This is a genomic window from Pseudomonas fluorescens (genome assembly GCF_000802965.1).
GTDB classification, from domain to species: Bacteria; Pseudomonadota; Gammaproteobacteria; order Pseudomonadales; family Pseudomonadaceae; genus Aquipseudomonas; species Aquipseudomonas fluorescens_A.
The window spans coordinates 125,303-150,353 of the sequence record NZ_JSAK01000015.1; the positions used below are offsets into that span (position 1 = coordinate 125,303).

23 protein-coding genes and 1 tRNA gene are annotated in these 25,051 nt (G+C 59.0%); 11 read left to right on the forward strand and 13 right to left on the reverse strand.

The window, feature by feature from the left end; translation table 11 throughout:
* Window positions 1-39: 39 nt before the first annotated feature.
* Entirely contained in the window at window positions 40-606 is a 567-nt protein-coding gene (gene nudE / locus NL64_RS13075; protein WP_034148495.1) for an ADP compounds hydrolase NudE, read from the forward strand.
* Window positions 603-1,430, forward strand: coding sequence for a 3'(2'),5'-bisphosphate nucleotidase CysQ (gene cysQ, locus NL64_RS13080; protein WP_034148496.1), 828 nt, complete (start codon window positions 603-605; stop codon window positions 1,428-1,430). Before nudE ends, cysQ begins: the two co-directional genes overlap by 4 nt.
* A gap of 167 nt (window positions 1,431-1,597) precedes the next feature.
* Here the strand turns inward: cysQ and NL64_RS13085 are convergent, their stop codons facing one another.
* The 4 genes from NL64_RS13085 to rfbC form a co-directional block, all read right to left on the reverse strand.
* Complete coding sequence (locus tag NL64_RS13085; RefSeq protein WP_034148497.1) at window positions 1,598-2,053, reverse strand: YiiD C-terminal domain-containing protein; 456 nt, start codon at window positions 2,051-2,053, stop codon at window positions 1,598-1,600.
* A gap of 39 nt (window positions 2,054-2,092) precedes the next feature.
* A complete protein-coding gene (locus NL64_RS13090) occupies window positions 2,093-3,487 on the reverse strand; it encodes a sigma-54-dependent transcriptional regulator (RefSeq protein WP_034148498.1) in 1,395 nt (464 codons plus the stop codon).
* On the reverse strand, window positions 3,484-5,292 hold the full coding sequence (locus NL64_RS13095) for a sensor histidine kinase (protein WP_034148653.1): 1,809 nt from the start codon (window positions 5,290-5,292) through the stop codon (window positions 3,484-3,486). The genes NL64_RS13090 and NL64_RS13095 overlap by 4 nt, the downstream gene beginning before the upstream one ends.
* A 97-nt stretch (window positions 5,293-5,389) precedes the next feature.
* Window positions 5,390-5,935 (reverse strand): dTDP-4-dehydrorhamnose 3,5-epimerase, encoded by a 546-nt coding sequence (gene rfbC, locus NL64_RS13100; protein WP_034148499.1) that lies wholly within the window; start codon window positions 5,933-5,935, stop codon window positions 5,390-5,392.
* 189 nt (window positions 5,936-6,124) lie between these two features.
* Here rfbC and NL64_RS13105 point away from each other — a divergent pair, with 189 nt between their 5' ends.
* From NL64_RS13105 to NL64_RS13125, 5 genes are all read left to right on the forward strand, one after another.
* Window positions 6,125-9,037: an aminotransferase gene (locus NL64_RS13105; protein WP_034148500.1), complete on the forward strand. Its 2,913-nt coding sequence runs from the start codon at window positions 6,125-6,127 to the stop codon at window positions 9,035-9,037.
* A gap of 263 nt (window positions 9,038-9,300) precedes the next feature.
* Window positions 9,301-10,179 (forward strand): N-carbamoylputrescine amidase, encoded by an 879-nt coding sequence (gene aguB / locus NL64_RS13110; RefSeq protein ID WP_034148501.1) that lies wholly within the window; start codon window positions 9,301-9,303, stop codon window positions 10,177-10,179.
* 5 nt (window positions 10,180-10,184) lie between these two features.
* The gene (gene aguA, locus NL64_RS13115; RefSeq protein WP_034148502.1) at window positions 10,185-11,291 is read left to right on the forward strand and encodes an agmatine deiminase; all 1,107 of its coding nucleotides are present in this window, start codon (window positions 10,185-10,187) and stop codon (window positions 11,289-11,291) included.
* A 246-nt stretch (window positions 11,292-11,537) separates the two neighbouring features.
* Entirely contained in the window at window positions 11,538-11,750 is a 213-nt protein-coding gene (locus NL64_RS13120; protein ID WP_034148503.1) for a hypothetical protein, read from the forward strand.
* Window positions 11,751-12,227: 477 nt separating this feature from the next.
* Window positions 12,228-13,532: an OprD family porin gene (locus NL64_RS13125; RefSeq protein WP_034148504.1), complete on the forward strand. Its 1,305-nt coding sequence runs from the start codon at window positions 12,228-12,230 to the stop codon at window positions 13,530-13,532.
* A gap of 100 nt (window positions 13,533-13,632) precedes the next feature.
* Here the strand turns inward: NL64_RS13125 and NL64_RS13130 are convergent, their stop codons facing one another.
* The 3 genes from NL64_RS13130 to NL64_RS13140 are packed head-to-tail and all read right to left on the reverse strand — an operon-like array spanning window position 13,633 to window position 16,963.
* The gene (locus NL64_RS13130) at window positions 13,633-15,210 is read right to left on the reverse strand and encodes a M48 family metallopeptidase (protein ID WP_034148505.1); all 1,578 of its coding nucleotides are present in this window, start codon (window positions 15,208-15,210) and stop codon (window positions 13,633-13,635) included.
* A 10-nt stretch (window positions 15,211-15,220) separates the two neighbouring features.
* Window positions 15,221-15,583: a hypothetical protein gene (locus tag NL64_RS13135; RefSeq protein ID WP_034148506.1), complete on the reverse strand. Its 363-nt coding sequence runs from the start codon at window positions 15,581-15,583 to the stop codon at window positions 15,221-15,223.
* Between the two features lie 39 nt (window positions 15,584-15,622).
* Window positions 15,623-16,963, reverse strand: a complete 1,341-nt coding sequence (locus NL64_RS13140; protein WP_034148507.1) for a CHASE2 domain-containing protein — start codon at window positions 16,961-16,963, stop codon at window positions 15,623-15,625.
* A gap of 267 nt (window positions 16,964-17,230) precedes the next feature.
* Here NL64_RS13140 and NL64_RS13145 point away from each other — a divergent pair, with 267 nt between their 5' ends.
* From NL64_RS13145 to NL64_RS13160, 4 genes are all read left to right on the forward strand, one after another.
* The gene (locus tag NL64_RS13145) at window positions 17,231-17,449 is read left to right on the forward strand and encodes a tautomerase family protein (protein ID WP_034148508.1); all 219 of its coding nucleotides are present in this window, start codon (window positions 17,231-17,233) and stop codon (window positions 17,447-17,449) included.
* A complete protein-coding gene (locus NL64_RS13150) occupies window positions 17,446-18,090 on the forward strand; it encodes a DsbA family oxidoreductase (RefSeq protein ID WP_034148509.1) in 645 nt (214 codons plus the stop codon). Before NL64_RS13145 ends, NL64_RS13150 begins: the two co-directional genes overlap by 4 nt.
* A 44-nt stretch (window positions 18,091-18,134) precedes the next feature.
* Window positions 18,135-18,845, forward strand: coding sequence for an SDR family NAD(P)-dependent oxidoreductase (locus tag NL64_RS13155; protein WP_034148510.1), 711 nt, complete (start codon window positions 18,135-18,137; stop codon window positions 18,843-18,845).
* A gap of 63 nt (window positions 18,846-18,908) precedes the next feature.
* The gene (locus NL64_RS13160) at window positions 18,909-19,751 is read left to right on the forward strand and encodes an oxidoreductase (RefSeq protein WP_034148511.1); all 843 of its coding nucleotides are present in this window, start codon (window positions 18,909-18,911) and stop codon (window positions 19,749-19,751) included.
* A gap of 77 nt (window positions 19,752-19,828) precedes the next feature.
* Here NL64_RS13160 and NL64_RS13165 read toward each other — a convergent pair.
* The 6 genes from NL64_RS13165 to NL64_RS13190 form a co-directional block, all read right to left on the reverse strand.
* A tRNA-Thr gene (locus NL64_RS13165) sits at window positions 19,829-19,904 on the reverse strand.
* A 440-nt stretch (window positions 19,905-20,344) separates the two neighbouring features.
* Window positions 20,345-21,574: a methyltransferase gene (locus NL64_RS13170; protein WP_034148512.1), complete on the reverse strand. Its 1,230-nt coding sequence runs from the start codon at window positions 21,572-21,574 to the stop codon at window positions 20,345-20,347.
* On the reverse strand, window positions 21,555-22,244 hold the full coding sequence (locus tag NL64_RS13175) for an ABC transporter permease (protein ID WP_034148513.1): 690 nt from the start codon (window positions 22,242-22,244) through the stop codon (window positions 21,555-21,557). The genes NL64_RS13170 and NL64_RS13175 overlap by 20 nt, the downstream gene beginning before the upstream one ends.
* A complete protein-coding gene (locus NL64_RS13180; protein ID WP_034148514.1) occupies window positions 22,241-22,936 on the reverse strand; it encodes an ABC transporter permease in 696 nt (231 codons plus the stop codon). Before NL64_RS13180 ends, NL64_RS13175 begins: the two co-directional genes overlap by 4 nt.
* A gap of 75 nt (window positions 22,937-23,011) precedes the next feature.
* On the reverse strand, window positions 23,012-23,758 hold the full coding sequence (locus NL64_RS13185; RefSeq protein WP_034148515.1) for an ABC transporter substrate-binding protein: 747 nt from the start codon (window positions 23,756-23,758) through the stop codon (window positions 23,012-23,014).
* Window positions 23,759-23,771: 13 nt separating this feature from the next.
* A complete protein-coding gene (locus tag NL64_RS13190; RefSeq protein ID WP_034148516.1) occupies window positions 23,772-24,545 on the reverse strand; it encodes an ABC transporter ATP-binding protein in 774 nt (257 codons plus the stop codon).
* Window positions 24,546-25,051: the final 506 nt, after the last annotated feature.

Here is a 25,051-nt window from a genome sequence, read left to right on the forward strand (position 1 = left end):
GGCCGGGTATAGTAACCCGCTATTGCCCAGGAGCCGCTCATGCGCCAGAAACCCACCATCCTCGCCCGCGAGATTGTCGCCACCAGCCGTTTATTCTGCGTCGAAGAGCTGAAGCTGCGCTTTTCCAACGGCGTGGAACGCACCTATGAGCGTTTGGTCGGCAAGGGCGCGGGTTATGGCGCGGTGATGATCGTGGCGATGCTCGATGCGGATCACGCCGTGTTGGTCGAAGAGTATTGCGGCGGCACCGATGCCTACGAGCTGTCGCTGCCAAAAGGTTTGATCGAGCCCGGTGAAGACGTGTTGGCAGCGGCTGAGCGTGAGCTCAAGGAAGAAGCCGGTTTCGGTGCCCGGCAACTGGAGCATCTGACCGAGCTGTCACTGTCGCCCGGTTACATGAGCCAGAAAATCCAGGTGGTGCTGGCCACCGATCTCTATGAAGAACGTCTTGAGGGCGATGAGCCTGAGCCGATGGGCCTGGGCAAGGTCAATCTGCGCGAACTCTCGGCCTTGGCGCAAAACCCTCAATTCACCGAGGGCCGCGCTTTGGCGGCTCTGTATCTGGCTCGTGATCTGCTGACTCAACGTGGAGTGTTTCTGCCATGAATTTCCCACATCCATTGATGGCGTCGGTGATTGAACTGGCGTTGCAGGCCGGTGACGCGATCCTGCCGTTCTGGCGCACGGGCACAGCGGTAACTGCCAAATCGGACGACTCGCCCGTCACTGCGGCAGACCTGGCGGCTCATCACCTGATTCTGGCCGGGCTCACGGCGCTTGATCCGAGTATTCCGGTGTTGTCCGAAGAGGACGCCAATATCCCCCAGAGCGTGCGCGCCGGGTGGCAACGCTGGTGGCTTGTCGACCCGCTGGACGGGACCAAGGAATTCATTTCCGGTAGTGAAGAATTCACCGTCAACATCGCTTTGATCGAGCAGGGGCGTGTGGTGTTTGGTGTGGTTTCGATGCCTACCAATGGGCGCTTTTACGTGGGCGGTGCCGGACTGGGGGCGTGGCGGAGTGACAAGGGCAGCACGCCGGTGGCCATTCAAGTGCGTGACGTACCGGCACCGGGCGAGGCCTTTACAGTGGTTGCCAGCCGGCGGCATTCCAGCCCTGAGCAGGAGCGTTTGCTGGCGGGATTGAGTGCCAGTCTGGGTGAGCTGGAACTGGCGAATATCGGCAGCTCATTGAAATTTTGCCTACTGGCGGAAGGCGCCGCGGATTGTTATCCACGCCTGGCGCCGACTTCGCAGTGGGACACAGCGGCAGCGCAAGGCGTGCTGGAAGGCGCGGGCGGTGAGGTGCTGGAGTTGAGCGGCGTGCCTTTCAGCTATCCGGCGCGGGAGTCGTTGTTGAACGAGTTCTTTTTGGCGCTGCCTGCGAAGGCGGCGTGGCGCGAAAAATTATTGGAACTGGCCCGGGCCTGAACTTCACAACATATTGTGGCGAGGGAGCTTGCTCCCGCTGGGGCGCGTAGCGGCCCCAAACCCAGGCACCGAGCAACATCAGTAAACCCGGTTGCGTGATTTGCGGCTGCTGCGCAGCCGAGCGGGAGCAAGCTCCCTCGCCACAGGTTTTTTGTAGGTGTTGATGATTACCGGTGCAGGACGTACTGCCCGACAAACCGCACCGCATCCTCATCACTCCCCGCATTCAACACCCGCGTAGCCAACGTCAGTCGCGCGCGTCCATAGCGCTGGTACATCGTCAGAAACTTCTTCCACACCTGTGCACTCGGCGCCTGGCAAATGGCATGGGCGTCGCCCGTCACCGGCAGCGGATAGCTGATCTGCCCTTCCTGAATCACGATGTGCCCGTCAGTAATGCCTTCTTCCTTCAAGCGCAAATGCAGCCAGCCCCAACCCGCCAGCACCGCGCCGCAGTACAGGCTGCCGCCGAACATGGTGCTCTTGTGATTGACGTTGGCGTCCAGCGGCAAGTGCAGGCGCAGTTGCTGGTCATGCCAGTCGAGCACCTTGAGTCCCATGTCCCGGGTGAGGGGGATGTCGTGGTGGAGGACTGATTCCAGTTGACGACTTTCGCGGCTCATTCAGGGCCTCTTATTGGCAGTTGATGATTTGACGGTGGCTCAATCGAGTTCGTCGGTGTGACTGGCGGCACCGCTGTCGGCGAAGCTCAGACCGTGCTTACGCAGTTTGTCGTGCAAGGTCTTGCGGGGAACGCCCAGCGCTTCGGCGACGCTGCGCACCGAGCTGTGCGAGCGTGCCAGTTCAGCGGCGATCAAGGTTTTTTCGAAGTTTTCCACTTGCTCGCTCAGGCCGCCGCTGACCATTTCGATCGGCGCGCCGGACGGGTTTTGCGATTCGTTGTTATCCAGCGCCAATTCCAGGCCCAAAGCAAAGCGCTCGGCGGCATTCTGCAGTTCGCGCACGTTACCGGGCCAGGTGTGGCGCAGCAGCATGGCGCGTTGTCCCGGTTGCAGTTCGTGGGGCGGCAAGCCGTGCCGGGCACTGGCTTCATCGGCAAAGTGCTGGAACAACATCAAGGCATCTTCGCCGCGCTCGCGCAGGGGTGGAATGCGCAGCGGTGCGACGTTCAGGCGGTAATACAGGTCGGCGCGGAAACGTCCCTGATCGGCGGACTGACGCAGGTCTTCCTTGGTGGCGGCGATGATGCGGATGTCCAGCGGAATCAGCTGATTGCCACCCAGGCGTTCGACCACACGCTCTTGCAGCAAACGCAGCAATTTCACCTGCACATCCAGGCTCATGCTTTCGATTTCATCAAGGAACAATGTGCCGCCGTTGGCGAATTCGAACTTGCCGATGCGTCGCTTCTGCGCGCCGGTGAAGGCGCCCGGCTCGTGCCCGAACAGCTCGCTCTCGACCACCGATTCGGCCAGTGCTCCGGCGTTGATCGCTACGAACGGTCCGTTGCGTCGGCTCGACAAGTCATGCAGCGCCCGAGCCACCACTTCTTTACCGGCACCGGTTTCACCGAGGATCAACACGTCAGCCTTGGTCGCCGCCAACGCACCGATTTGCTCGCGCAGGCGCAGCATCGACGGCGAATGGCCAACCAGACGGGTGCTCAACTCATTGCGATCGCTCAGGGCCAGACGCAGGCTACGGTTGTCCAGCACCAAGCGGCGCAGGGCCAAGGCGCGGCGCACGCTGTCGAGCAGGGCGTCGCTGGCGAAGGGTTTTTCCAGGAAGTCATAGGCCCCGGCGCGCATGGCTTGCACCGCCAGCGGCACGTCGCCATGACCGGTGATCAGCAGAACCGGCAGTTCCGGGTCCTGGGCGTGGAGTTCGGTCAACAGTTCCAGACCGTCCATGCCCGGCATGCGGATATCACTGACGACAACGCCCGGCCAGTCACGCTCCAGTTGCGCGGCCAGGCCCTTGGCTTCGGCCAGCGGCAGAATCTTCAGGCCGGCCAGATCCAGCGTCTGGCTCAAGGCCTGGCGCAGATGGGGATCGTCGTCGATCAACACGACCTGGATGCGGTTGTCGATGGTCATGCACTTCGGTCCTCGGACGGTTGCAGGCTCACACCCGGTGCGCCGGCGCGCAGCTTCAGGGTAATCAACGCGCCACCTTCCTTGTGGTTGGCGAACGACAGTTCACCGCCGAAGGCGCGCATCAGTGTTTCGCAGATCGCCAAGCCCAAACCCAGACCCTGCGTGCGGGTCTTGGTGGTGTAGAAGGGCTCGCTGGCGCGACCCAGTGCCTCCAGGCAGAAACCGGGGCCATTGTCGCGAATGTACAGGTTGACGCCATCGGCGGTGGACTGGGCACTCAGCCAGAGTTTACGCGGCGGACCTTTTTCGGTGAGGGCATCCAAAGCATTGGCGAGCAGATTGCCGAGCACCTGGCGCAGACGGGTTTCCCCGGCCTCGACCCACAACGTGGCGGCGGGCAAGTCGCGGATCAGTTCGACTTCCATGCTGCGCCGACGCTTGGCCAGCAACGCCAGGGCATCGTCCAGCGCCGGTTGCAGGGCGACGCTTTCCGGGGCGTGGCGATCGCGGCGGGCGAAGGCGCGCAGGTGAGCGATGATCGAGGCCATGCGCCCGGTCAATTCGCTGATCAGCTTGAGGTTGCCGCGGGCATCGTCGGTGCGCTGATGATCGAGCAGCACTTCGGCGTTTTCCGCATAGCTGCGAATGGCCGCCAGCGGCTGGTTGAGTTCGTGGCTGATGCTCGCTGACATCGTCCCCAGTGCCGACAATTTGCCGGCCTGCACCAGGTCATCCTGGGCGCGCACCAGCTCTTGTTGGGCCTGCTCGCGCTCCAACACTTCCTGTTTCAGTCGACGGTTGAGGCCTTCCAGATCGCTGGTGCGCTCGGCGACCCGGCCTTCCAGTTCGCGCCGTGCCTTGGCTTCGAAGGCGATTCGTTCAAGGTAATGGCGGCGGCGTTGCATCATCAGGCCGAGCAACAGCATCACCACCAACAACGTCGCGCCACCGATGGCGAGTACGGTGCGCACCGGGCGATCGATCAAAGTTCGCGGCGCGAGGATGCTGACATTCCAGCCGGTTTCCGCGATCGGCTGGGTCTGGGTCAGCCAGGCGTTGGGATTGAGCCTCAACGGCTTCGGATCGCGGGTTGGATAAGGCTGGATCGCGGTGATGGCCTTGCGCTCGTCTTCGCTCAATGGCCGGGTCGAGCGGAAGCGCCATTCCGGCCGCGAGGTGAGGATGACCACGCCGTTATGGTCGGTCAGAAGCAATTGTTCCGGGGTTTTGCCCCACAGGCTTTCGGTGTGATCAAGGTCGACTTTGACCACCAGCACACCAGTAATTTTCTCGCCATTACGTACGGCAGCGGCGAAAAAGTACCCGCGTTTGGCGGAAGTGGTACCCAGCCCGAAAAAGCGCCCGAGTCGCCCGGCCATGGCTTCGCTGAAGTAAGGGCGGAAGGCAAAATTGCGCCCGACGAAACTGTCGTGTTTGTCCCAGTTGGACGCGGCCAGGGTTTTGCCCGTGGTGTCCATCAGGTACATCACTTCGGCACCGGTCTGGGTGCTGATGTTTTTCAGCAGGCGATTGGCGTTGCCTTGGGTGACGCTGTCGTCCGGCGCCCCAAGCACCGCGCGCAGGGCAGGCAGATCGCCGAGGATCTGCGGCAACACTTCATAGCGGTGCAGGGTGCCCAGCAAGTTGGCGACGTAGAGGTCGAGGGTCTGACGGTTCTGGCCGGCGAGTTCGCTGCGGTAGTAGCGCTCGGCCAGATGCTCCAGCGGCCACAGCAACGGCGCCAGGCATAAGGCGAGCAATGCCAGGCTGCGCCATCGAGGTCTGCGGGGGAGAGTCGGGGTCATGAGCATCGAGCGCCTGTGGGTACAGGCGCATTATGCCTAGGCTTGCGGGCGCAGTCTGCGCACCTTGAGGCTGCGGGGTGAAGCTTCAACCTGCGTTTCAGGCAAAAACTTCAGCGTCCTTGAACAGTACCCCGGCCTTATCCTTGCCTGACAGTTGCGGTTCGGCGTCCAAATGCCAGTCGATCGCCAGGTCCGGGTCGTTCCACAGAATGCAGCGCTCGGATGACGGGCTGTAGTAGTCGGTGGTCTTGTAGAGGAACTCGGCGTACTCGCTCAACACCACGAATCCATGGGCAAAACCTTCCGGTACCCAGAGCTGGCGGTGATTCTCGGCGGACAGGCGTACCGCCACCCATTTGCCGAAATGTGGCGAGCTGCGGCGGATATCCACTGCCACATCGAGTACTTCACCGACCGTGACTCGAACCAGTTTGCCCTGGGTATTTTCCAGTTGGTAATGCAGGCCACGAACTACGCCTTTTTGCGAGCGGGAATGGTTGTCCTGAACGAACCTGACGTTCAGGCCGGTAGCTTCCTGGAAAACCTTTGCGTTGAAGCTTTCGTAAAAAAAACCTCGCTCGTCACCAAATACCTTGGGTTCGATGATCAGAACACCGGGCAGGTCGGTGGTGACTACATTCATGGTGTTACTCCAGTAATGGGCGTTGATGGTCAACATTCTTGCGCAGAGTCTTGATCAAGGCGAGTGGCGGGTCATTTTTTCCTTGTTCATGTGTGAGGCCGGTTGGTCGTCAGACCGGTGAACGGGGGGTTGCGTAACGCCCCGAGCAGTGGCGATATAGGCGCCTAATAAAACTTCAGGGGTCGTTGTATGCCGCTCGCCACGTTGATTCATCGCGCCAGTTTGCCCAGCCCGCAAGTCTCTGCGGAGCAAGCGCTCGAGCTGTTGCAGAACCATTACGGGCTCAGCGGCAGGTTGCAGGCCCTCGGCAGCCAGCAGGACCTGAACTATCGCGTCGACAGCGACCAGGGCCGTTTTGTCCTGAAAATCTGCCGTGGCGACTATTCGGCGCTGGAACTGCAAGCCCAGCACGCCGGGCTCAAGCATTTGGGCGAACACCCGGACGTGCACGTACCGCGGGTGATCCCGGCGAAAAACGGCGCGGACTTACTGTCCCTTGAAGTCGGCGGGCAAGCGGTGCACGTGCGCCTGCTGGACTACATCGAAGGCCAGTCCCTGACCCACCTTGATCATTTCAACCGCACGGTGGTGGCCGGCTTCGGTCGCTTGTGCGGCGAGATGGACCTGGCGCTGGCGGCGTTCGACCATCCGGGGCTGGAGCGCACACTGCAGTGGGATGCCCGCCATGCCCAGGCGTTGATCACGCATTTGCTGCCGGTGATCCAGGATGATGCCCAGCGCAAGCTGATCGCCGAAGCGGCGGAGCAAGCCGAGCGCCATCTGCAACCTCTGGTGGATAAGTTGCCGGTACAGGCCATCCATATGGACATCACCGACGACAACGTGGTGTGGCAGCGCGACGCTGAGCGTCAATGGCAGTTGCAGGGCGTGATCGATTTCGGCGATTTGATTCGCACCTGGCGTATCACCGATCTGTCGGTGACCTGCGCCGCATTGCTGCACCACGCCGATGGCGATCCGTTTTGCATCTTGCCGGCGGTGCAGGCCTATCACGCGGTCAATCCGCTGACCCATGAAGAGTTGCTGGCGCTGTGGCCGCTGATCGTCGCTCGCGCGGCGGTGCTGGTGCTCAGCGGTGAGCAGCAAGTCAGCATCGATCCGGGTAACGACTACAGCCGCGACAACCTGACCCATGAGTGGGAGATTTTCAGTGTGGCGACATCGGTGCCGCTGGCGTTGATGGAAGCCGCGATTCTGAGTTCTGTCGGGCAAAACCTTCCTGCCATCGGCAGCGAAGATTTCGCGCCGCTGCTGCCAAGCCTGGTCGGGCGTGAATTTGCCTTGATCGATTTGGGTGTACTCAGCCCGCATTTCGAGGCCGGTAACTGGGAGCAGGAGGGTATCGACCAGCGGTTGTTGAACGAGGCCGCCGCTGCGCACGGTCTGGCGGCCAGTCGTTACGGGCAATACCGTTTATCCCGCACCCGGCCGGACAGCGCCATCGAACCGGACACCTGTCCGTTGCACGTCGAGTTGCGTGTGCCTGATGGCACGGCGGTGGAATCGCCGTTTGCCGGCATCGTCCATCAGCCGGCGCCGGGCGTGCTGCAACTCGACGGCCCGCAACTGAGTGTTCGGCTGTGGGGCGTAACGCCGTCGCTGCACGCGGGCGCTGCGCTGGTCAAAGGCCAGGTGCTGGGTTCGGTCAGCGGGCCACTGATTGTGCAGTTGAGTCGTGGTGCGACGCTAACGACGCCATTGTTTTGTACCCCGTCGCGCGCAGATGCCTGGAAAGCGTTGTGCCCGTCACCGGCGGCGCTGCTGGGGCTGGCCTGCGATGCGGAAGAAGAACTCGACGCGCCCACCTTGCTGGCCCGTCGCGACGCCAGTTTCGCCCGCACGCAAAAACACTATTACGTCGACCCGCCGCGCATCGAGCGCGGCTGGCGCAATCACCTGATTGACATGCAGGGCCGCTCCTACCTCGACATGCTCAACAACGTCGCGGTGCTCGGCCACGGCCATCCGCGTATGGCGGAGGTAGCCAGCCGTCAGTGGTCGCTGCTCAACACCAACTCGCGGTTCAACTACGCCGCCGTCGCCGAATTTTCCGAACGCTTGCTGAAGCTGGCGCCGGACTCCATGGACCGCGTGTTCCTGGTCAACAGCGGCAGCGAGGCCAATGACCTGGCGATTCGCCTGGCGTGGGCCTACAGCGGCGGGCGCGACATGCTCAGTGTGCTGGAGGCTTACCACGGCTGGACCGTGGGCGCGGACGCGGTGTCGACTTCGATTGCCGACAACCCCAAGGCCTTGAGCAGCCGTCCGGACTGGGTGCACCCGGTGATTGCGCCGAATACCTATCGCGGCGAATTCCGCGGCCCGGACAGTGCGCCGGATTACGTGCGCAGCGTCGAACACAACCTGGCGAAAATCGCCGAACAAAAACGTCAGCTGGCCGGTTTCATTTGCGAGCCGGTGTACGGCAATGCCGGTGGTATTTCGCTGCCGCCGGGTTACTTGCAGCAGGTGTACGCCATGGTTCGCGCCCGGGGCGGTGTGTGCATTGCCGATGAAGTGCAAGTCGGCTACGGGCGTATGGGCCATTTCTTCTGGGGTTTTGAAGAGCAGGGCGTGGTGCCGGACATCATCACCATGGCCAAAGGCATGGGCAACGGCCAGCCGCTGGGCGCGGTGATCACCCGCCGGGAAATCGCCGAAGCGCTGGAAGCCGAGGGTTATTTCTTCTCGTCCGCGGGTGGCAGCCCGGTCAGTTGCCAGGTCGGCATGGCGGTGCTGGATGTGATGGAAGAAGAAAAACTCTGGGAAAACGCTCAGGTCGTTGGCGGCTATTTCAAGGAGCGTCTTGAAGCGCTGATCGATATTCATCCGTTGGTAGGCGCGGTGCATGGTTCCGGGTTTTATCTGGGGGTGGAGTTGATCCGCAACCGCGAAACCCTGGAGCCGGCTACCGAAGAAACCACAGCGCTGTGCGACCGCTTGCGTGAGTTGGGAATCTTCATGCAGCCGACCGGTGATTACCTGAACGTCCTGAAAATCAAACCGCCGATGGTGACCTCGCGCCAGAGTGTGGATTTCTTCGTCGACATGCTCTCGAAAGTATTAAACGAAGACCTCTGATCCGCCCCTGTAGGAGCTGCCGCAGGCTGCGATCTTTTGATTTTTCTTTGCCATTCATGGCGCTGAAGATCAAAAGATCGCAGCCTTCGGCAGCTCCTACATTTCTGGGTGGTAATTCGATTGTTATCGGGAATAAGCGCTTAGATTTAGACGAATTGCAGATTATTAGCTTCTAAAGCCGATTTTTATCGGCTATAAAGTCGCCAATGCCAGGGCGTGGATGAACCATGCCCGACCGTCACGCACTTGCCCGGAGATGATTCATGAGCCGTAACGTTACCGTCGCCGCCACTCAGATGGCCTGTTCCTGGGACCTCGAAGGCAACATCGAAGTCGCTGAAAGGCTGGTGCGCGAAGCCGCTGCCAAAGGTGCACAGATCATCCTGATCCAGGAACTGTTTGAAGCGCCGTACTTCTGCCAGAAGCCGAACCCGGATTACCTGCAACTGGCCACGACGGTGGAAGACAACGTCGCCATCAAGCATTTCCAGAAAGTCGCCAAGGAACTGCAAGTGGTGCTGCCGATCAGCTTCTATGAGCTGGCGGGCCGCGCGCGTTTCAATAGCATCGCGATCATCGATGCCGACGGCAGCAACCTCGGGATTTATCGGAAAAGCCACATCCCGGACGGCCCTGGCTACCACGAAAAGTATTACTTCAACCCGGGCGATACCGGCTTCAAAGTGTGGAACACCCGTTACGCGAAAATCGGCGTGGGCATCTGCTGGGACCAGTGGTTCCCAGAGGCTGCGCGCAGCATGGCGCTGCAAGGCGCGGAAATCTTGTTCTACCCGACCGCCATCGGCAGCGAGCCGCACGACAAGACCATTTCGTCCCGCGATCACTGGCAACGCGTGCAACAGGGCCACGCCGGCGCTAACCTGATGCCGCTGATCGCCAGTAACCGCATCGGCAACGAAGAACAAGACGGCTACGACATTACCTTCTATGGTTCGTCGTTCATCGCCAACCAGTTCGGCGAGAAGGTGCAGGAACTTAACGAAACCGAAGAAGGCATTCTGGTTCACACCTTCGACCTCGACCAACTGGAACACATCCGTAGCGCGTGGGGCTCGTTCCGTGACCGTCGTCCGAACCTGTACAGCGCGCTGAAAACCCTCGACGGTACCCTGGAGTCCTGATCGACATGACCACTTTGAGCAGCACCCCTCGCGCAGACGGCTTCTACATGCCGGCCGAGTGGGCACCCCAAACCCAGACCTGGATGATCTGGCCCGAGCGCCCGGACAACTGGCGCCTGGGCGGCAAACCGGCGCAAGCCGCGCACGTCGCGGTGGCCAAAGCCATCGCCCGTTTTGAACCGGTCACGGTGGCAGTCTCCGCCGGCCAATACGAAAACGCCCGTGCCCGTTTGGACGTGCCGAATATCCGCGTCGTAGAAATGTCCAGCGACGACGCCTGGGTCCGCGATACCGGCCCGACATTCGTCATTAATAACAGCGGCGAAGTCCGCGGCGTGAACTGGGATTTCAACTCCTGGGGCGGCTTTGATGGCGGACTGTATTCGCCTTGGAACCGCGACTCGCAGGTGGGCGGCAAGATCCTTGAGATCGAGCGCAGCCAACGCTATCGCACTGAAGGCTTCGTGCTTGAAGGTGGTTCGATCCACGTGGATGGCGAAGGCACGCTGATCACCACCGAAGAGTGTCTGCTCAACCGCAATCGCAACCCGCACCTGAACCGCGCGGAAATCGAAGCGGTGCTCAGCGCCAACCTGGCTGTGGATAAAATCATCTGGTTGCCGGACGGTTTGTACAACGACGAAACCGACGGTCATGTGGATAACTTCTGCTGCTACGTGCGTCCGGGTGAAGTGCTGTTGGCCTGGACCGATGACCCGCAGGATCCAAACTACCCACGCTGCCAGGCTGCAATGAAAGTGCTGCAAAGCAGCACCGATGCCAAAGGTCGCCCATTTACGGTGCACAAGATGCCGATTCCAGGGCCGCTGTATGCGACCGAGGAAGAATGCGCCGGTGTCGACCCGGTGGATGGCACTCAGGAACGTAATCCGTCCGTGCGTTTGGCGGGTTCCTACGTGAACTTCCTGATCGTCAACGGCGGCATCATCGCCCCGAGTTTCGACGACCCGCTGGATGGTCCGGCAAAAGAGATTTTGCAGACCCTGTTCCCGCAGCACGAAGTGGTGATGGTGCCTGGCCGTGAACTGTTACTGGGAGGCGGTAACATTCACTGCCTTACCCAACAACAGCCAGCGCCGCACAAAGAGTGAGTGCAGTTGTAACAGCTTGAGTTAGCGGCGAAATCATTCAGGCAAACGTTTTCGCGCACTGCCTCCTGGCAAGCCCGCAGCCCTTCAGGACTGCGGGTTTTTTTGTATCCGCTTGTCGACAGTTCGCAGACCTTGGCATAGCTCTTGTATCTGCGATGGTGCAATGCAGGGAGGGGGAGAACTTAGTTGTTCTGTCATAAACCTTGGATAAGTTAGGCCGCTCACAAACCAGGAGAGAGCGCTGAAATGAACGCCGAAGTGAATGTGGTGAGCGAGCGGACGTTGCATCCCCTGGCAGTCAATGGTGAATCGCTCCAGATCCTGGCGCACTGGTTCAAGTCCAATGGAACGCGTCAGATCGCAGAATGTGATCCGCGCCGGACGATGATCGAGCGCTACCCCGCTGGTTTATTCAGCGAAGCGGAACTGGATGCGTTGTGGGATGTGATGGAAGGATAAGAAGAAAAAACAACGGATTGATAAAAGAAAAGCGCTGCCAGGATGGCAGCGCTTTTTTTATGGGCGAAGACGCGGACACCCCACCTGTAGGAGCTGGCTTGCCAGCGATGAGGCCATCCCATCCAACGTTGATGTCGGATGAAAAACCGCTATCGCTGGCAAGCCAGCGCCTACAGGAGATTGTGTGGATTCAAACTCTTCATGCCGCGCGCCGATTGAGTTTTTCTGCCAAGTAAAGGCATTTCTTAGACGATTTTTGCCTGGTAACAGACGATTCACGAAATTGACACATCAATAAGGGCGCGGCTACGATTCGGCCAACGCCTGTGGCTGACCGCCATGACCCTAAAATAATAAAAAGGCCCGCCGCGAGTGATCGTGGGCGGGCCTTTTTGTTTGCGGAATGAAAAAAGAGCGCAATAGTGCCGTTTCAGCCGTTCGACACAGCGCGTTTCAACCCGTAATAAGGAAAACAACATGTTGAACAAGCGAATCAGTCTGATCGCTCTGGGGATTTTGAGCGCTACACAGGCCATGGCTAACGACCAGGCCGAATCCAAGGGATTTGTTGAAGACAGCAGCCTCAAAGTGCTACTGCGCAACGCCTACATGAACCGCGACTACAAAGATGGCAACCCGGATAAATCCGAGTGGGGCCAAGCCGCCATCGGTACGTTCTCCTCCGGCTTCACCCAAGGCACCGTTGGTGTGGGTGTGGATGCCTTCGGTCTGTACGCACTCAATCTGGAGCGCAATGAAGACCGTAGCGGCGCACAAGGTATCGATTTCTTCAAGAAAGGTGCCAGCGGCGAGCCGGCTGATGACTTGGCCAAAGGCGGCGCAGCCGTCAAATTCCGCCTGTCCAGCACGACGCTGACCTACGGTGACCAGATGCCGGCCCTGCCGGTGCTGAGCTACGACAACGGGCGTCTGCTGCCGGAAAGCTACACCGGCACCCTGATCACCTCCAAGGAGATCAAGGGCCTGCAACTGGACGCCGGTCGCTTCACCGCCGAATCGCGTAAAAGCGCTGAAGGCCGTGATAGTGGTGGCTTGAAGTCGATCAACGTGTTGGGCGGTAGCTATCAGTTCACCGAACAATTCAAGGCTGCGCTGTATGCGTCCGACGTTGAAGACGTGTTGAAGAAGCAGTACGTGAACGCCAACTACGTTTTCCCGATCGACAAGGATCAGTCCCTGACCCTGGACTTCAACGGCTACCGCACCAAACTGGATAGTGCGTACGTCCGCGAAAACACCATCCCCGGCGAAAGCATCGTCACCGGTGACGACAACAAGATCTGGAGCCTGGCAGCGACCTTCGCCACCGGCCCGCACTCGTTCACCCTCGCTCACCAGCGCAGCACCGGCGACAGCAACCTGGGCTACGCCTACGGCGGCTACCAGAAAGATCAAAACCGCGTCGGTGACGGTGGCAACACCATCTACCTGGCCAACTCCTACTGGTCCGACTTCAACGCTGAAGACGAACGCAGCTGGCAGCTGGGCTACGGCCTGGACTTCAGCACCTTCGGTGTTCCGGGCCTGAGCTACAACTTCGCTTACGTGCGCGGTGACAACATCACCACCTCCACCAGCGAAGGCGGCACCGAGCGCGAAATCTTCAACCAGTTCAAGTACGTCGTACAAAGCGGCCCGGCCAAAGACCTGAGCGTGAAACTGCGCAGCTCGATCCTGCGCGTGTCGCAGAAGTCGAGCGAGTACAACGTCAGCGGTAACGAAGTGCGTGTGTTTGTGGATTACCCGATCAATATTTTCTGATGATCGATTGCAGTATCGAGGCCTGACTCAAGGCTGGAAAAAAGAAGCCCCGACTGGTTCGGGGCTTCTTTTTGCTTAAGGTTTTGCAGTGACTGTGGCTTCAGGCTTTTACCGGAGCCAGTTTTTTGCAGCTTTCCTTGCGGGTGGGGTACTGCTCGCACTTACTGAGAACCGCCTGCACCTGTGCAGCGTTTTTGAGTTGCTGGTTGGCCAGCAGCTTTTCGGTAATGAACAATTCTTCCGAACCCAGGTTCCGCTCTGCCTTGTCGATCATGGCCAGTGCCGATTGAGCATCACCGCGCTTGAGGTGGTAACCGATCATCAGGTCATAGATGGACGGGCCGGCCAGTGACCAATCCTTGATTGACTCAAGATCTTTCAGTGCTTCGGCGCTCTTGCCTTGCGCAATATGCACGGCAAATGCGGTTCGACGAATGCCGGGCTGGTCTTTTACCGGCGAGGACAGCGCACGCTGGTTAAGTGCGTCGGCCTCACTCAGCTTGCCTTGCTCCAGTGCGGCGGTCGCCGCGTAAGCGTCCTTGTAAGCCTGCGTGGCGGCAACGACGGGCGCGGCATCGCGGACCTTCGGCCAGCTGCGTGTATCAACCCGGGCTCGGCGCTCCTGGCGGTACTCACGTTGCAGGTACTGTCGAAGTTCCTCATCGCGGTCTATGGGTGACATGTGCGAGCGATTGAAGTACTCACTTGTCGCGGTGATGCTGGTGGTCAGCCCCTGATTGATCAGTACATCCAGTTCTTTGGTGAAACTATTGAGATTGAAGTGCTCAAGTGATTGCTGCATCGCGGTCTTGCGTTCACTGAGAAAGCTGCCGAGCAGCGGCTTTTGTTTGCCCTGGAAGTCGTTCAGGCGTTGCAGGCTGTAACTGGCGGCACGAGGCGCATATCCGGCACGGATCATCAAGTCGGTGCCCAACAGATCCGCCTGATCTTCCTGGCTACGACCCCAGGCCGTGCTCCAGATGTTGTCCGAAAAGCTGTTGGCCAGTGCGGTGTATAAAACCGTATTGCCAATGGTCTTTTGCGTACCGAGGGGATCCTTGCTGATCAACTTCATCGTTCCGGAACTGCGGTCCACGCCGGTGTTGGAGGCCATCGCGGCGAACACCACCGTCGTGGCGATGTTGGTCATCAGTTCTTTCTGCTCCTTGAAGGCCGCCACGCGATCGTGGTGGCGCAGCAGCACATGGCTCATTTCGTGCCCCAGCATGGCCGCGATTTCGTCTTCGCTTTCGACGTTATCCAGCATGCCCAGCGGAACGAACACATTACCTACCGAATCCGCCGACGGCCCGAAGCTGTAGCTGTCGGTGATCCGTACCTGCAACGCAGGCATCTCGCCGGGCCAGCCCTTGGACAACCTGGTGACGATGCCCTGCAAGTAGTTCTGCAGCATCGGGATATCCACCAGATTGTTCTGGCGGGTCTCATGGGCGGGAATGGCGTGGCCGTCATAGCTCAAGCGCTGTTTGCTCTGTTGCTGCACGTCGAGTTTGTAGTGCTGACGAACGTCTGCGTTTTCGACGTACTTACCGGCGACTCTGGATTGAGTCGAAGGACCTACCAGGTTCATCACCGCATCATTGGCGCCATTGAGGGTGCTACAGCCGCTGAGCAACGAACCGGCGAGGATCGACAGCGCAAGGACAGACCTTTTCATGACCGACCCCTTATTGTTTGCAGCCCGCACCAAAACCGATGGTCGAGTTGTTCTGGCTGTCGGCAATCTTGCTTGCCGGCATTTTCTGGCACGGCAGCTTCACCATTTTGCTGGGGTTCAAGCGCAAGTCCATGGTGTCCAGCCAGACTTTCCGGCCCGCCAGTTCAACCTGCACCAGTTCCAGCGACTCGTTGTATTGCAGCACCGGGAGCGGATTTTTCGGTGCGTCCTTCAACGGCAGTTCGCGTTCGAGTTTTCCTTGTTCGTCGAGCAACGCGATCGGATCGGCGAGAAATGCTTCAACAGTGGGCGCGGCGGCCAAAACTGCCTGGCTGAATACGGCGGCGAGCAAAAACAGGGCTGTTCTGGTCATCCTTGATTCCTTTTTTATTTGATGAGAATGCGTGGGCAATCAGTTCTTGCGGGCAAAAAATTCCTGGATTTTTTCGCTGAATATCGCCAGCGAAATCATCAGGACAGCGAGCACATTGACGGGTGTGTAGTGGAACTTGTGAAGCCCGTAGCTCAGTAGCAGGAGCACGCTAACGACCAGTGCGAAGGACAGGAGCGACGAGCTGAAAAAACCGCTTCTTCCGACGTTCATTCCGATGATTCCCGACGCTGGACTCTGTCGCTCATGTAACGCTTTCAGCAGCGCGATCAGCCCAAGCAGCGCAATCTCCACCAGGTCGAGCCAATTGACATCGGATCTCGGCAGGTTGGCCGGCTCACGGTTATAGTTCATGCCCAATGTGATGAGGTTATCCAGCGCCATGGCATGCAGGTAAATGCCGGGGATTTTGCCGTGCACGGGCGAATGGACCAGATCGCCGGTGGAGGTGATGTTGGCGCCGACCAGTACCAGGCGATCACGCAGCAGTTCGGCGAGCAGGGCTCGGTCCTCGGGTGTACTGGCCTCCAAGTCGCTGGCCGAAAGTGTGAAGTTATAGAGGCAGCGCGATTGATCGGGCCCGGCGAGCTTCCAGAAAATCGCCTGGAAAAACTCTTTCGCCATATCGACGAAGAAGCCTTTGGGGGCGGAGCAGTGAGCGATATCGGCGATGCGCATCTGTTGTGGGGCGAGATTGACTCCCCACTGAATGGCCATGGGGGGCGCCTCAATGGCGGCTTGCATATCGCTTGGAAGATCAACGCAGGAATTGGCCTGGCAATACTGGCGATACATTGAGAGCGCCGGTGTTTCCATGGGACCCAGCGGCGTTTCGAACGCCAGCGGGTACTTATCGCCCAACCCGCTCCACACGACCAATGCCGGACTGCTGACCCTGGCCAGATTGGCCAGCGTGTTGGCCTGTCCCTCTTCGCCGCGTTCCTGGCCCGTATTGGCCAACAACAATGGAATGCCCTGATGGCGGTAGCGTTCGAAGACATTGGCCAGTAACTGACTACCCTGAGCCGGGTCGCCCACGGAGTGATCGTGGCTATACAGGAAATCCACGAATACGGCCTTCGGCTTGTAAGCCAGCAAGCGCTTGAACAGCTTGCTTTGCTCGCCGTATGGCATTGGCCAGTGTGTGTTGTTGCGCATCAGGTACGCGTCGTCGATCAGAATGACCGCGATTTGCTGTTGCCCGGTGTCTTTGTAGCTGCTGGCAAATACCCGATTCAGCCATTGCGCGGAGGCATTGTTGCTCGAACTTGAAAGCCCGAAAGGGTCAAGCACAGCGAGGGCGACGACAAGGGCTCCAAGCACGTACTGCCATCGAGAAAATAGTGGTGGTCTGGCCGACATCCCTGTCTCGATAAAGTCAAATGAGCCGACGTTTTAAGTGAATGCGATGGCTGATGTCAAGGTGCCATCTTTTATGGGGGTTGGTTCTGGCGCCAATGATCCAGGATGGGTGCAGGCGTTTTCAGCCCATCATCGGCACCGCAACCCATTACACCGCGTAACTAATGATGTTCCCGTTCCCACCTTTATCCCCTCCAGCTAACTCCATACATTGAGCTCCAACGCCTCTCCCATCATCCCGACGGGAAGGTCACTGGAGTTTCCCTCATGCCTTTCGTAAGCGTACGCATCACCCGCGATGGCGTTACCACTGAGCAGAAAGCTCAGGTGATCGCGGAAATCACTGGAACACTGGAACGCGTCCTCAACAAGCGTCCGGACCTGACCCATATCGTCATCGAAGAAGTCGACACCGATAACTGGGGTTACGCCGGGATCACCACCACTCAGTACCGCAAGCAACTGGCGGAAGAGGGGCAGTCATGACGCCGTCGGTCACCGTCGATTTCGTCTCCGACGTGGTGTGTCCGTGGTGCGCACTGGGGGCGACGGCGCTGGAGCAGGCGATCGAGAACGTGGCGGGTGAGGTGTCGGTCGAGCTGACCTACAAGCCTTTCGAACTCAACCCGAACATGCCGGCCGAAGGCGAAAAAGCGGTCGAGCACTTGATGCGCAAATACGGACGTACCGCCCAGGACGTCGCCAATGGCAAAGCGATGCAGATCGAACGCGGCAATGCCATCGGCTTCAAGTTCGACCTGGAGAAGCGCACCCACTTCTACAACACCTTCGACGCTCACCGGTTGTTGCTTTGGGCGCTAGAGGAAGGGCGTCAGGTGGCGCTGAAAAAGATCCTGCTGCGCGCTTACTTCAGCGAAGGCCAGAACCCGAGTGATCAGCCGACGCTGGTGCGCTTGGCCGTAGAAGCAGGGTTGGACGAGAAGCGTGCACGCCAGGTGTTGGCGTCTGGCGAGTTTGCCGACGAGGTGCGTGAGCTTGAGGAGTTTTACCGGCAGCACGGCATCAATTCGGTGCCGGCCATGGTGCTCAATGGCCGCCACCTGGTGTCCGGATCGCAGTCGGTCGAGTACTACGAACAGATGTTGAGACAAATGGCGCAGGCCTGATTAGTTGCTTTTTCAAACCATCATTTAATTAGTAGAGGTTCATCATGAGCAATTCGAAAAAAGTCGTTGTCATCACTGGCGCATCCCAAGGTCTCGGCGACGGCATGGTCAAGGCCTTCCGTGAACTCGGTTACCAGATCGTCGCGACCTCGCGTTCGATCAAGCCATCGACCGATCCGGACATCCTCACCGTGGCTGGCGACATCGGCGAACCAGAGACGGCACAGCGCGTGATTCGTGAAGCGATCGCCCGTTTCGGCCGCGTCGACACCCTGATCAACAACGCCGGGATCTTCATCGCCAAGCCGTTCACCGCGTACACCGCAGAAGACTACGCGAACGTGTTGTCGGTGAACGTCAACGGCTTCTTCTACATCACCCAACTGGCTATCGCCGAAATGGAAAAACAGGGCAGCGGTCACGTGGTCAACATCACCACCAGCCTGGTAGACCACGCCATCGACGGCGTGCCATCGGTACTGGCCTCGCTGACCAAAGGTGGCTTGAACGCAGCAACTAAATCCCTGGCCATCGAATACGCCAAACGCGGTATTCGGGTGAACGCGGTTTCCCCGGGCATCATCAAAACCCCGATGCACGGCCAAGAAACCCACGCCGCACTCGGCGCACTGCACCCGGTCGGGCACATGGGCGAGATCGAAGACATTGCTCAGGCGGTCGTGTACCTGGACAACGCCAAGTTTGTCACCGGCGAAATCCTGCACGTGGATGGTGGTCAGAGCGCAGGTCACTAAGACCTCACCTGTCCACAACGCCGTCGATCGATATCGACGGCGTTTTTATTTGGAGAGCGCACCATGAACGCCCACGTTCACAAGGTTTTCCTGATCACCGGGGTCAGCTCGGGCTTCGGCCTGGCTTTTTCACAAGCAGCGCTGGCGGCGGGGCACACGGTGGTGGGGACGGTGCGGCGCGAAGCCGAGCGGGCTGCGTTCGAAGCCCTGCACGCACATCGCGCCAAAGCGTTAGTACTCGACGTCACAGACTTTGCGGCGATTGAACCCTTGGTGGCCGATATCCTTCGTGAGGTAGGCCGGATAGACGTGCTGGTGAACAACGCCGGTTACGGTCATGAAGGCATTCTCGAAGAGTCGCCGCTGACTGAAATGCAACGTCAGTTCGACGTCAATGTGTTTGGCGCGGTGGCAATGATCAAGGCGGTTCTGCCTGGTATGCGAGAACGGCGCAGCGGGCATATCGTCAACATCACTTCCATGGCTGGCTTCATCACCTTGCCGGGGATCGCTTACTACAGCGGCAGCAAATTCGCCCTTGAAGGTGTCAGTGAAGCGCTGGCCAAAGAAGTAGAAGGTCTGGGCATCCACGTGACGGCCGTGGCCCCGGGCTCGTTTCGAACCGAATGGGCAGGCCGCTCGATGATCCGATCGGGTCGCACGCTGGATGACTACGACGCAGTGTTCAATCCGGTCCGCAAGGCGCGAGAAGAAAAGAGCGGCAAGCAGGCGGGCGATCCCCACAAAGCTGCGCAGGCATTGTTGACCCTGGTGGCTGCAGAGAAGCCGCCGGTTCATTTGTTACTGGGTAAGGATGCGGTGGGGCTGGTGCGCCAAAAAATTGCAAACCTGCAGGCGGAAATCGATGCCTGGGAGCATCTTTCGGCATCGACGGAGTTCGATTGATCGAAACCGTTGGCGTAGGAAATTCAAATCCCGGAAACAACAAAGCCCTCGTATTGCTACGAGGGCTTTGTTTTGTATGGTGCCGGCACCAGGAATCGAACCCGGGACCTACTGATTACAAGTCAGTTGCTCTACCATCTGAGCTATACCGGCGTGTCAGGGCGACGATTATAGCGATTGGGTTGGTTCTGTAAACCCCTGAATTCTGACTATTTTTGCGTAAGCCTTTGTCGAGGATTAATAGCGCTCTCCGCTTGTGATCTAGCGCGGTAATCGCTCCTCTACTTTCCACGCTTTTAGTGGAAAACCTTTACAGGTTTATCAGTCGCAGAGAATTCTCGTTTTCTGCTCAAGCAGCCCTTTAGAACGGCGGTTATGTCCTTTTCGTCGAATGCTTATGCACAACGGGATTTGTGTCGGGCCGTCTATATGACGGATTTGTGGATCCGTTCTCATTTGTGCGCAAATCACTGTTTTACGGGTTTTTTATTTTGTGTACGAAAACTGAACAGTATCGTTTCACCCCTGAAACAGCTGTAAATATTGGATCCACGATATTTTCATCAACAGAGTTATCCACAGGCTGTGATGGATTAATCGCGTTCCGCCAATATCAGCAAATTGCGCGGTGTGAGCGGGGTTTTGCAGAAGGTGCCGAGTTGAACGGTGTAGCCCTGCTCAAGGAGAAAAAGCGCTCGATCGAGAACCAGCCAAAGCTCCAGCGGGCGTCGGAAAAGCCCGCGCAGCAGCTCCAGGTTGCGGACTTGCGCCAGGCGCTGCCAACCGGCAGCCTCCAGGGCTGACCAGTCTTGCGAGCCGATTGTGGATAAGTCTTTTAGTCGGGCCAAATGATGGCAGTACTCGGTGAACGGTTTATCAAGCCAGGTGCTGGAAAGGGACGGAGTTGGCAAGTATTCGTCAATGCCGCGCAGTTGCCGTTGTAGCAGGTCAAAAGCCAGGCGCCGCGCCATGGAGGTGTCGCGCTGACGTCGGACGCGAGCGCCGGCGGTGACGGTTTCACTCATTGGCAGCGCGAGATCGTCGAGGGACAGCTGTAGGCCGGATTTTTGGGCGGACGAGGAAATCGGTGAGTACTGGGACAGACTGATCCGGTTGTAGCAACAGGGTGCGACGGCGAGTTGCGCGCAGCCTCCCGCGCTGGCGAGCTGGATCAATCTCACATGCAAATCCCCGCAGGCATGCAGGGCGACGGGTGTGTGGTCAGCCTTTATCAGGGCGGCCACTTCACTCGCGAGCACATCCTGCTCGACATGCAGCGCATGCAACTGGTGACGTTGGCTGAGGGCTTGGCCGCTGGCAACTAGCGCCGGGTCATATTCCAGGCATGTCAGCTGTTGGCCGGTTTGTAGCAGGCGACGCCCCAAGTGTCCTTTACCCGAGCACCAATCCAGCCAATGTGTGGGGGCAGAAGCAAACGACAAACGACTGGCGAAGGCTTCGATTTGCTCCCACTTGCGTCCTGGCACATCAACATTCAGGCGATGACCCGGTGCTTCTAGCGCATGCGCGGGCAGTTCACCTATCGTGCTCAATTCCAGTGACATCGCAGCCAACGAAGCAAAAGGCTCCGGCGCATCCAGAAGGGCGGGTTGGTTGTGAGCGTTTTCCGCGTCTTCCAGCGAGCGCCCGCGTAGCCAAGTGGCCAACTCGGGGTAGGAGGTTTCCCAAGGAAGTTGCAGATGAGTGAACGGTCGAGGTTTCCACAGCGCCTGATGCTGTGTCAGAAAAGCATCGAGCGCCGTGAAACGGGCGAGTAGGGTCTCGCCCGTCAGTACGTGGGAATCAGCGTCCTTGGCAGGCATCGACGCGCAACCAGCGCTCCAGCAGCTTGAAGCCGCGCACCAGCACATAAGCCATCACCAGGTAGAACATGCCGGCGGCGAAAAAGATCTCCACCGGCAGGTAAGTGCGGGCAATGATGGTACGGGCCATGCCGGTCAGTTCCAGCAAGGTTACGGTGCTGGCCAGGGCGCTGGCCTTGAGCATCAGGATCACTTCGTTGCTGTAGGCCGGCAGGCCGATGCGCGCGGCGCGGGGCAGCATGATGTAGATCATTGCCTTGGCCTTGGACATGCCCAGCGCTCGCGCCGCTTCGATCTCGCCCGGTGGAATCGCCTGAATCGCACCGCGCAGGATCTCGGCGATGTAGGCCGCGGTGTGCAGGGTCATGGTGGCGGTGGCGCACCAGAACGGATCGCGCAAGTAGGGCCACATCGAACTGTTACGGATCGCGTCGAACTGCGCCAGGCCGTAGTAGACCAGGAACAGCTGAACCAGTAACGGCGTGCCACGGAAAAAGAAGATGTAGCCGTAAGGAAACGCCCGCACCCACCACAGGCGCGACGAGCGTGCGATGCCCAGTGGAATCGCCAGCAGCAGGCCGGCGATCACGGCGATCGCCACCAGTTCCAGGGTCAGGGTTGCGCCCTGGGCCAGTTTCGGCAGCCACTTGATGATGACTTCCCAGTTCATTGGGTGCTCCTCGCGAAGCCGCGAGCGGCGCGTCTTTCCAGGAAGTGCATGCCGGTCATGGCCAGGATCGTCAGGCTCAGGTACATGAACGCCGCGACCATATAGAAGGTGAACGGTTGCTTGGACACGGTCACGCCGATTTGCGCGTGACGCATGATTTCTTCCAGGCCGATCACCGACACCAGTGCGGTGTCCTTCATCAGGATCATGAACAGGTTGCCCAGGCCGGGCAGGGCGATGCGCCACATCTGCGGCATGATCAACTTGGTGAAGATCCGCCACTTCGAAAGGCCCAGGGCCACGCCGGCCTCACGATGGCCTTTCGGAATGGCGAGGATCGCGCCGCGAAACACTTCCGTGGCGTAGGCGCCAAAGCACAGGCCCAGCGCAATCACGCCAGCGGCGAAGGCGTTGAGTTCAAGGTCGGGGTTGCCGAAAAACTCGCCCAGGGCACGCATCAGATTCACGGTGCCGAAATAGATCAACAGCACCCAGAGCAATTCCGGGATACCGCGAACCAAAGTCGAATAAGTGCCGCCAAGCCATTGCAGCGGCTTGTACGGGGAAGTCTTGGCCAAGGCGCCAAGCAGACCGAGCACCAGCCCCAGGCACAGGGCCGAGAGCGCCAGTTTCACAGTCATCAGCGCGCCAGCGGCGAGCGCCGGGCCGAATCCGTAGAGGTCGATAATCATGGATTTCTTTTCAAATCGCGGCAGGCAAGGCCGGGGACCGGCGCCGTCTGAAGGCGGCGGTCCGGCAGGTCAGTATCAATAGATGCTGAACGGGAAGTACTTGTCGTTGATCTTCTTGTAAGTGCCGTCAGCGACAATTTCTTTCAGCGCGATGTTCAGCTTCTCGCGGATCGGGTCGTTCTTACGCACCGCGATACCGATCTTGTCGCTTTCTTCCACCGGGTCGCCCTTGAATTCGTAAGAACGGCCGGCGTCGCTTTTCAGCCACTCGTAGTTGACGTATTTGTCAGCCAGGATGCCGTCCAGACGACCGGAGGTCAGATCGAGATAGGCGTTTTCCTGGGTGTCATAGAGTTTGACTTCAACGCCTTCCATGTTGTCTTCCAGCCAGGTGCCGGCGAGGGTCGCACGTTGTGCGCCGATCACTTTTCCTTGCAGGGAAGCCTTGTCGGTTTTGAAGTCGACGTCTTTCTTGGCGATGAATTGCAGTTTGTTGGAGTAGTACGGGTCGGTGAAGTCCACCGCTTGCTTGCGCTCGTCGGTGATCGACATCGAGGAAATCAGGAAGTCGAACTTCTTGGCGTTCAGGGCCGGGATGATGCCGTCCCAGTCGGAGGTCACGACGGTGCACTCGACTTTCATCTTGGCGCACAGGGCGTCGCCGATTTCCTTGTCGAAGCCAACGACATTGCCACTGGCATCTTTATTGTTGAACGGCGGGTAGGCCGCTTCGATGCCCATCTTCAGGGTTTCGGCCATGGCACCGGCACTGAACGCCAGGGTGACGGCGGCAGCCAGGAAGACCTTTTTGTAGTTCTGCATGCGGGTAGCTCCGTTAGCGGTTGCTGGACATGAATTGTTTGCAGCGCGCCGAAAGCGGGTTTTCAAACACCTGCTGTGGCGATCCTTGCTCTTCTACCAAGCCCTGGTGGAGGAACACCACTTCGCTGGAGACCTGACGGGCAAAGCCCATTTCGTGGGTCACGAGCAACATGGTGCGGCCTTCTTCGGCCAGTGCACGGATGACATTAAGTACTTCCTGGACCATTTCCGGGTCAAGCGCGGAGGTGGGCTCGTCGAACAGGATGACCTTCGGCCGCATGGCCAGGGTGCGGGCGATGGCCGCGCGTTGTTGTTGACCGCCGGACAATTGCGCCGGGTAGGCGTGGCGCTTGTCGAAGATGCCGACCTTGTTCAGTAACGCTTCGGCGCCTTCGATAGCCTCGGCCTTGCTCTGGCCGAGTACGCGGCGCGGGGCTTCGATGATGTTGTCGAGCACGCTCATGTGCGGCCACAGATTAAAGTTTTGAAACACAAAACCAATCTCGCTGCGCAGGCGGTTGATCTGCTTGCCGTCGGCTGCGACCAGTTCACCGTTCTTCGCGGCTTTGAGCTTGAGCTCTTCGCCGGCCACCAGAATCTGGCCCTGATGCGGGTTCTCCAGCAGGTTGATGCAGCGCAGGAATGTTGACTTGCCGGAGCCGGAAGAACCCAGGATCGAGATCACATCGCCGTCGCGGGCGGTCAGCGAGATGCCTTTGAGCACCTCCAGCGAGCCGTAGCGTTTGTGCAAGTTGCGGATTTCAAGCGCGGGCGTGGCCTCAGCCATGTGCGTTCCTCATTGTGTATTCGCTCCTGCTGTTGGGTGGCCTTCCTGGCGAGGCGGCCAAGCTAGCATAGCGTTTCAAAGGCAGCCAACAGCGCTACGGGCAGTAAACGGGTGGCGTGTGGCAGGTTGTCGCATCGGCACAGCAGACTGTCGCCCCATCAACAACCGAACAGCCGTTTGAACGAGAGTTTTCCGGGCTGTCGCGTAAAAAAAGGCGCGATGTTGCCAGCTTTGGCGGGGGGTTGGAAGCGCTAACGGGCCAAAGGTTGCAGATCCGCACTTTTATCGTGCGTCGTACCGTTTTCAGGTGTGTTTCCGGTGCGCTGCTTCGTTCAATAAAGTGAGTCGCTGGGTAACGCTCTGGCAAAGTGCCATTAATTTCAATGGCTTGCGATGACTGTCCGGTCAGGGCGGAATTCCCGTGTTAGATGGTTTTGAAACATTTTGGCGCAAATATTGCGTGCAGATTCCGGAACGCCCCGTTTGTTTCTTTTTACAAGAGCGAA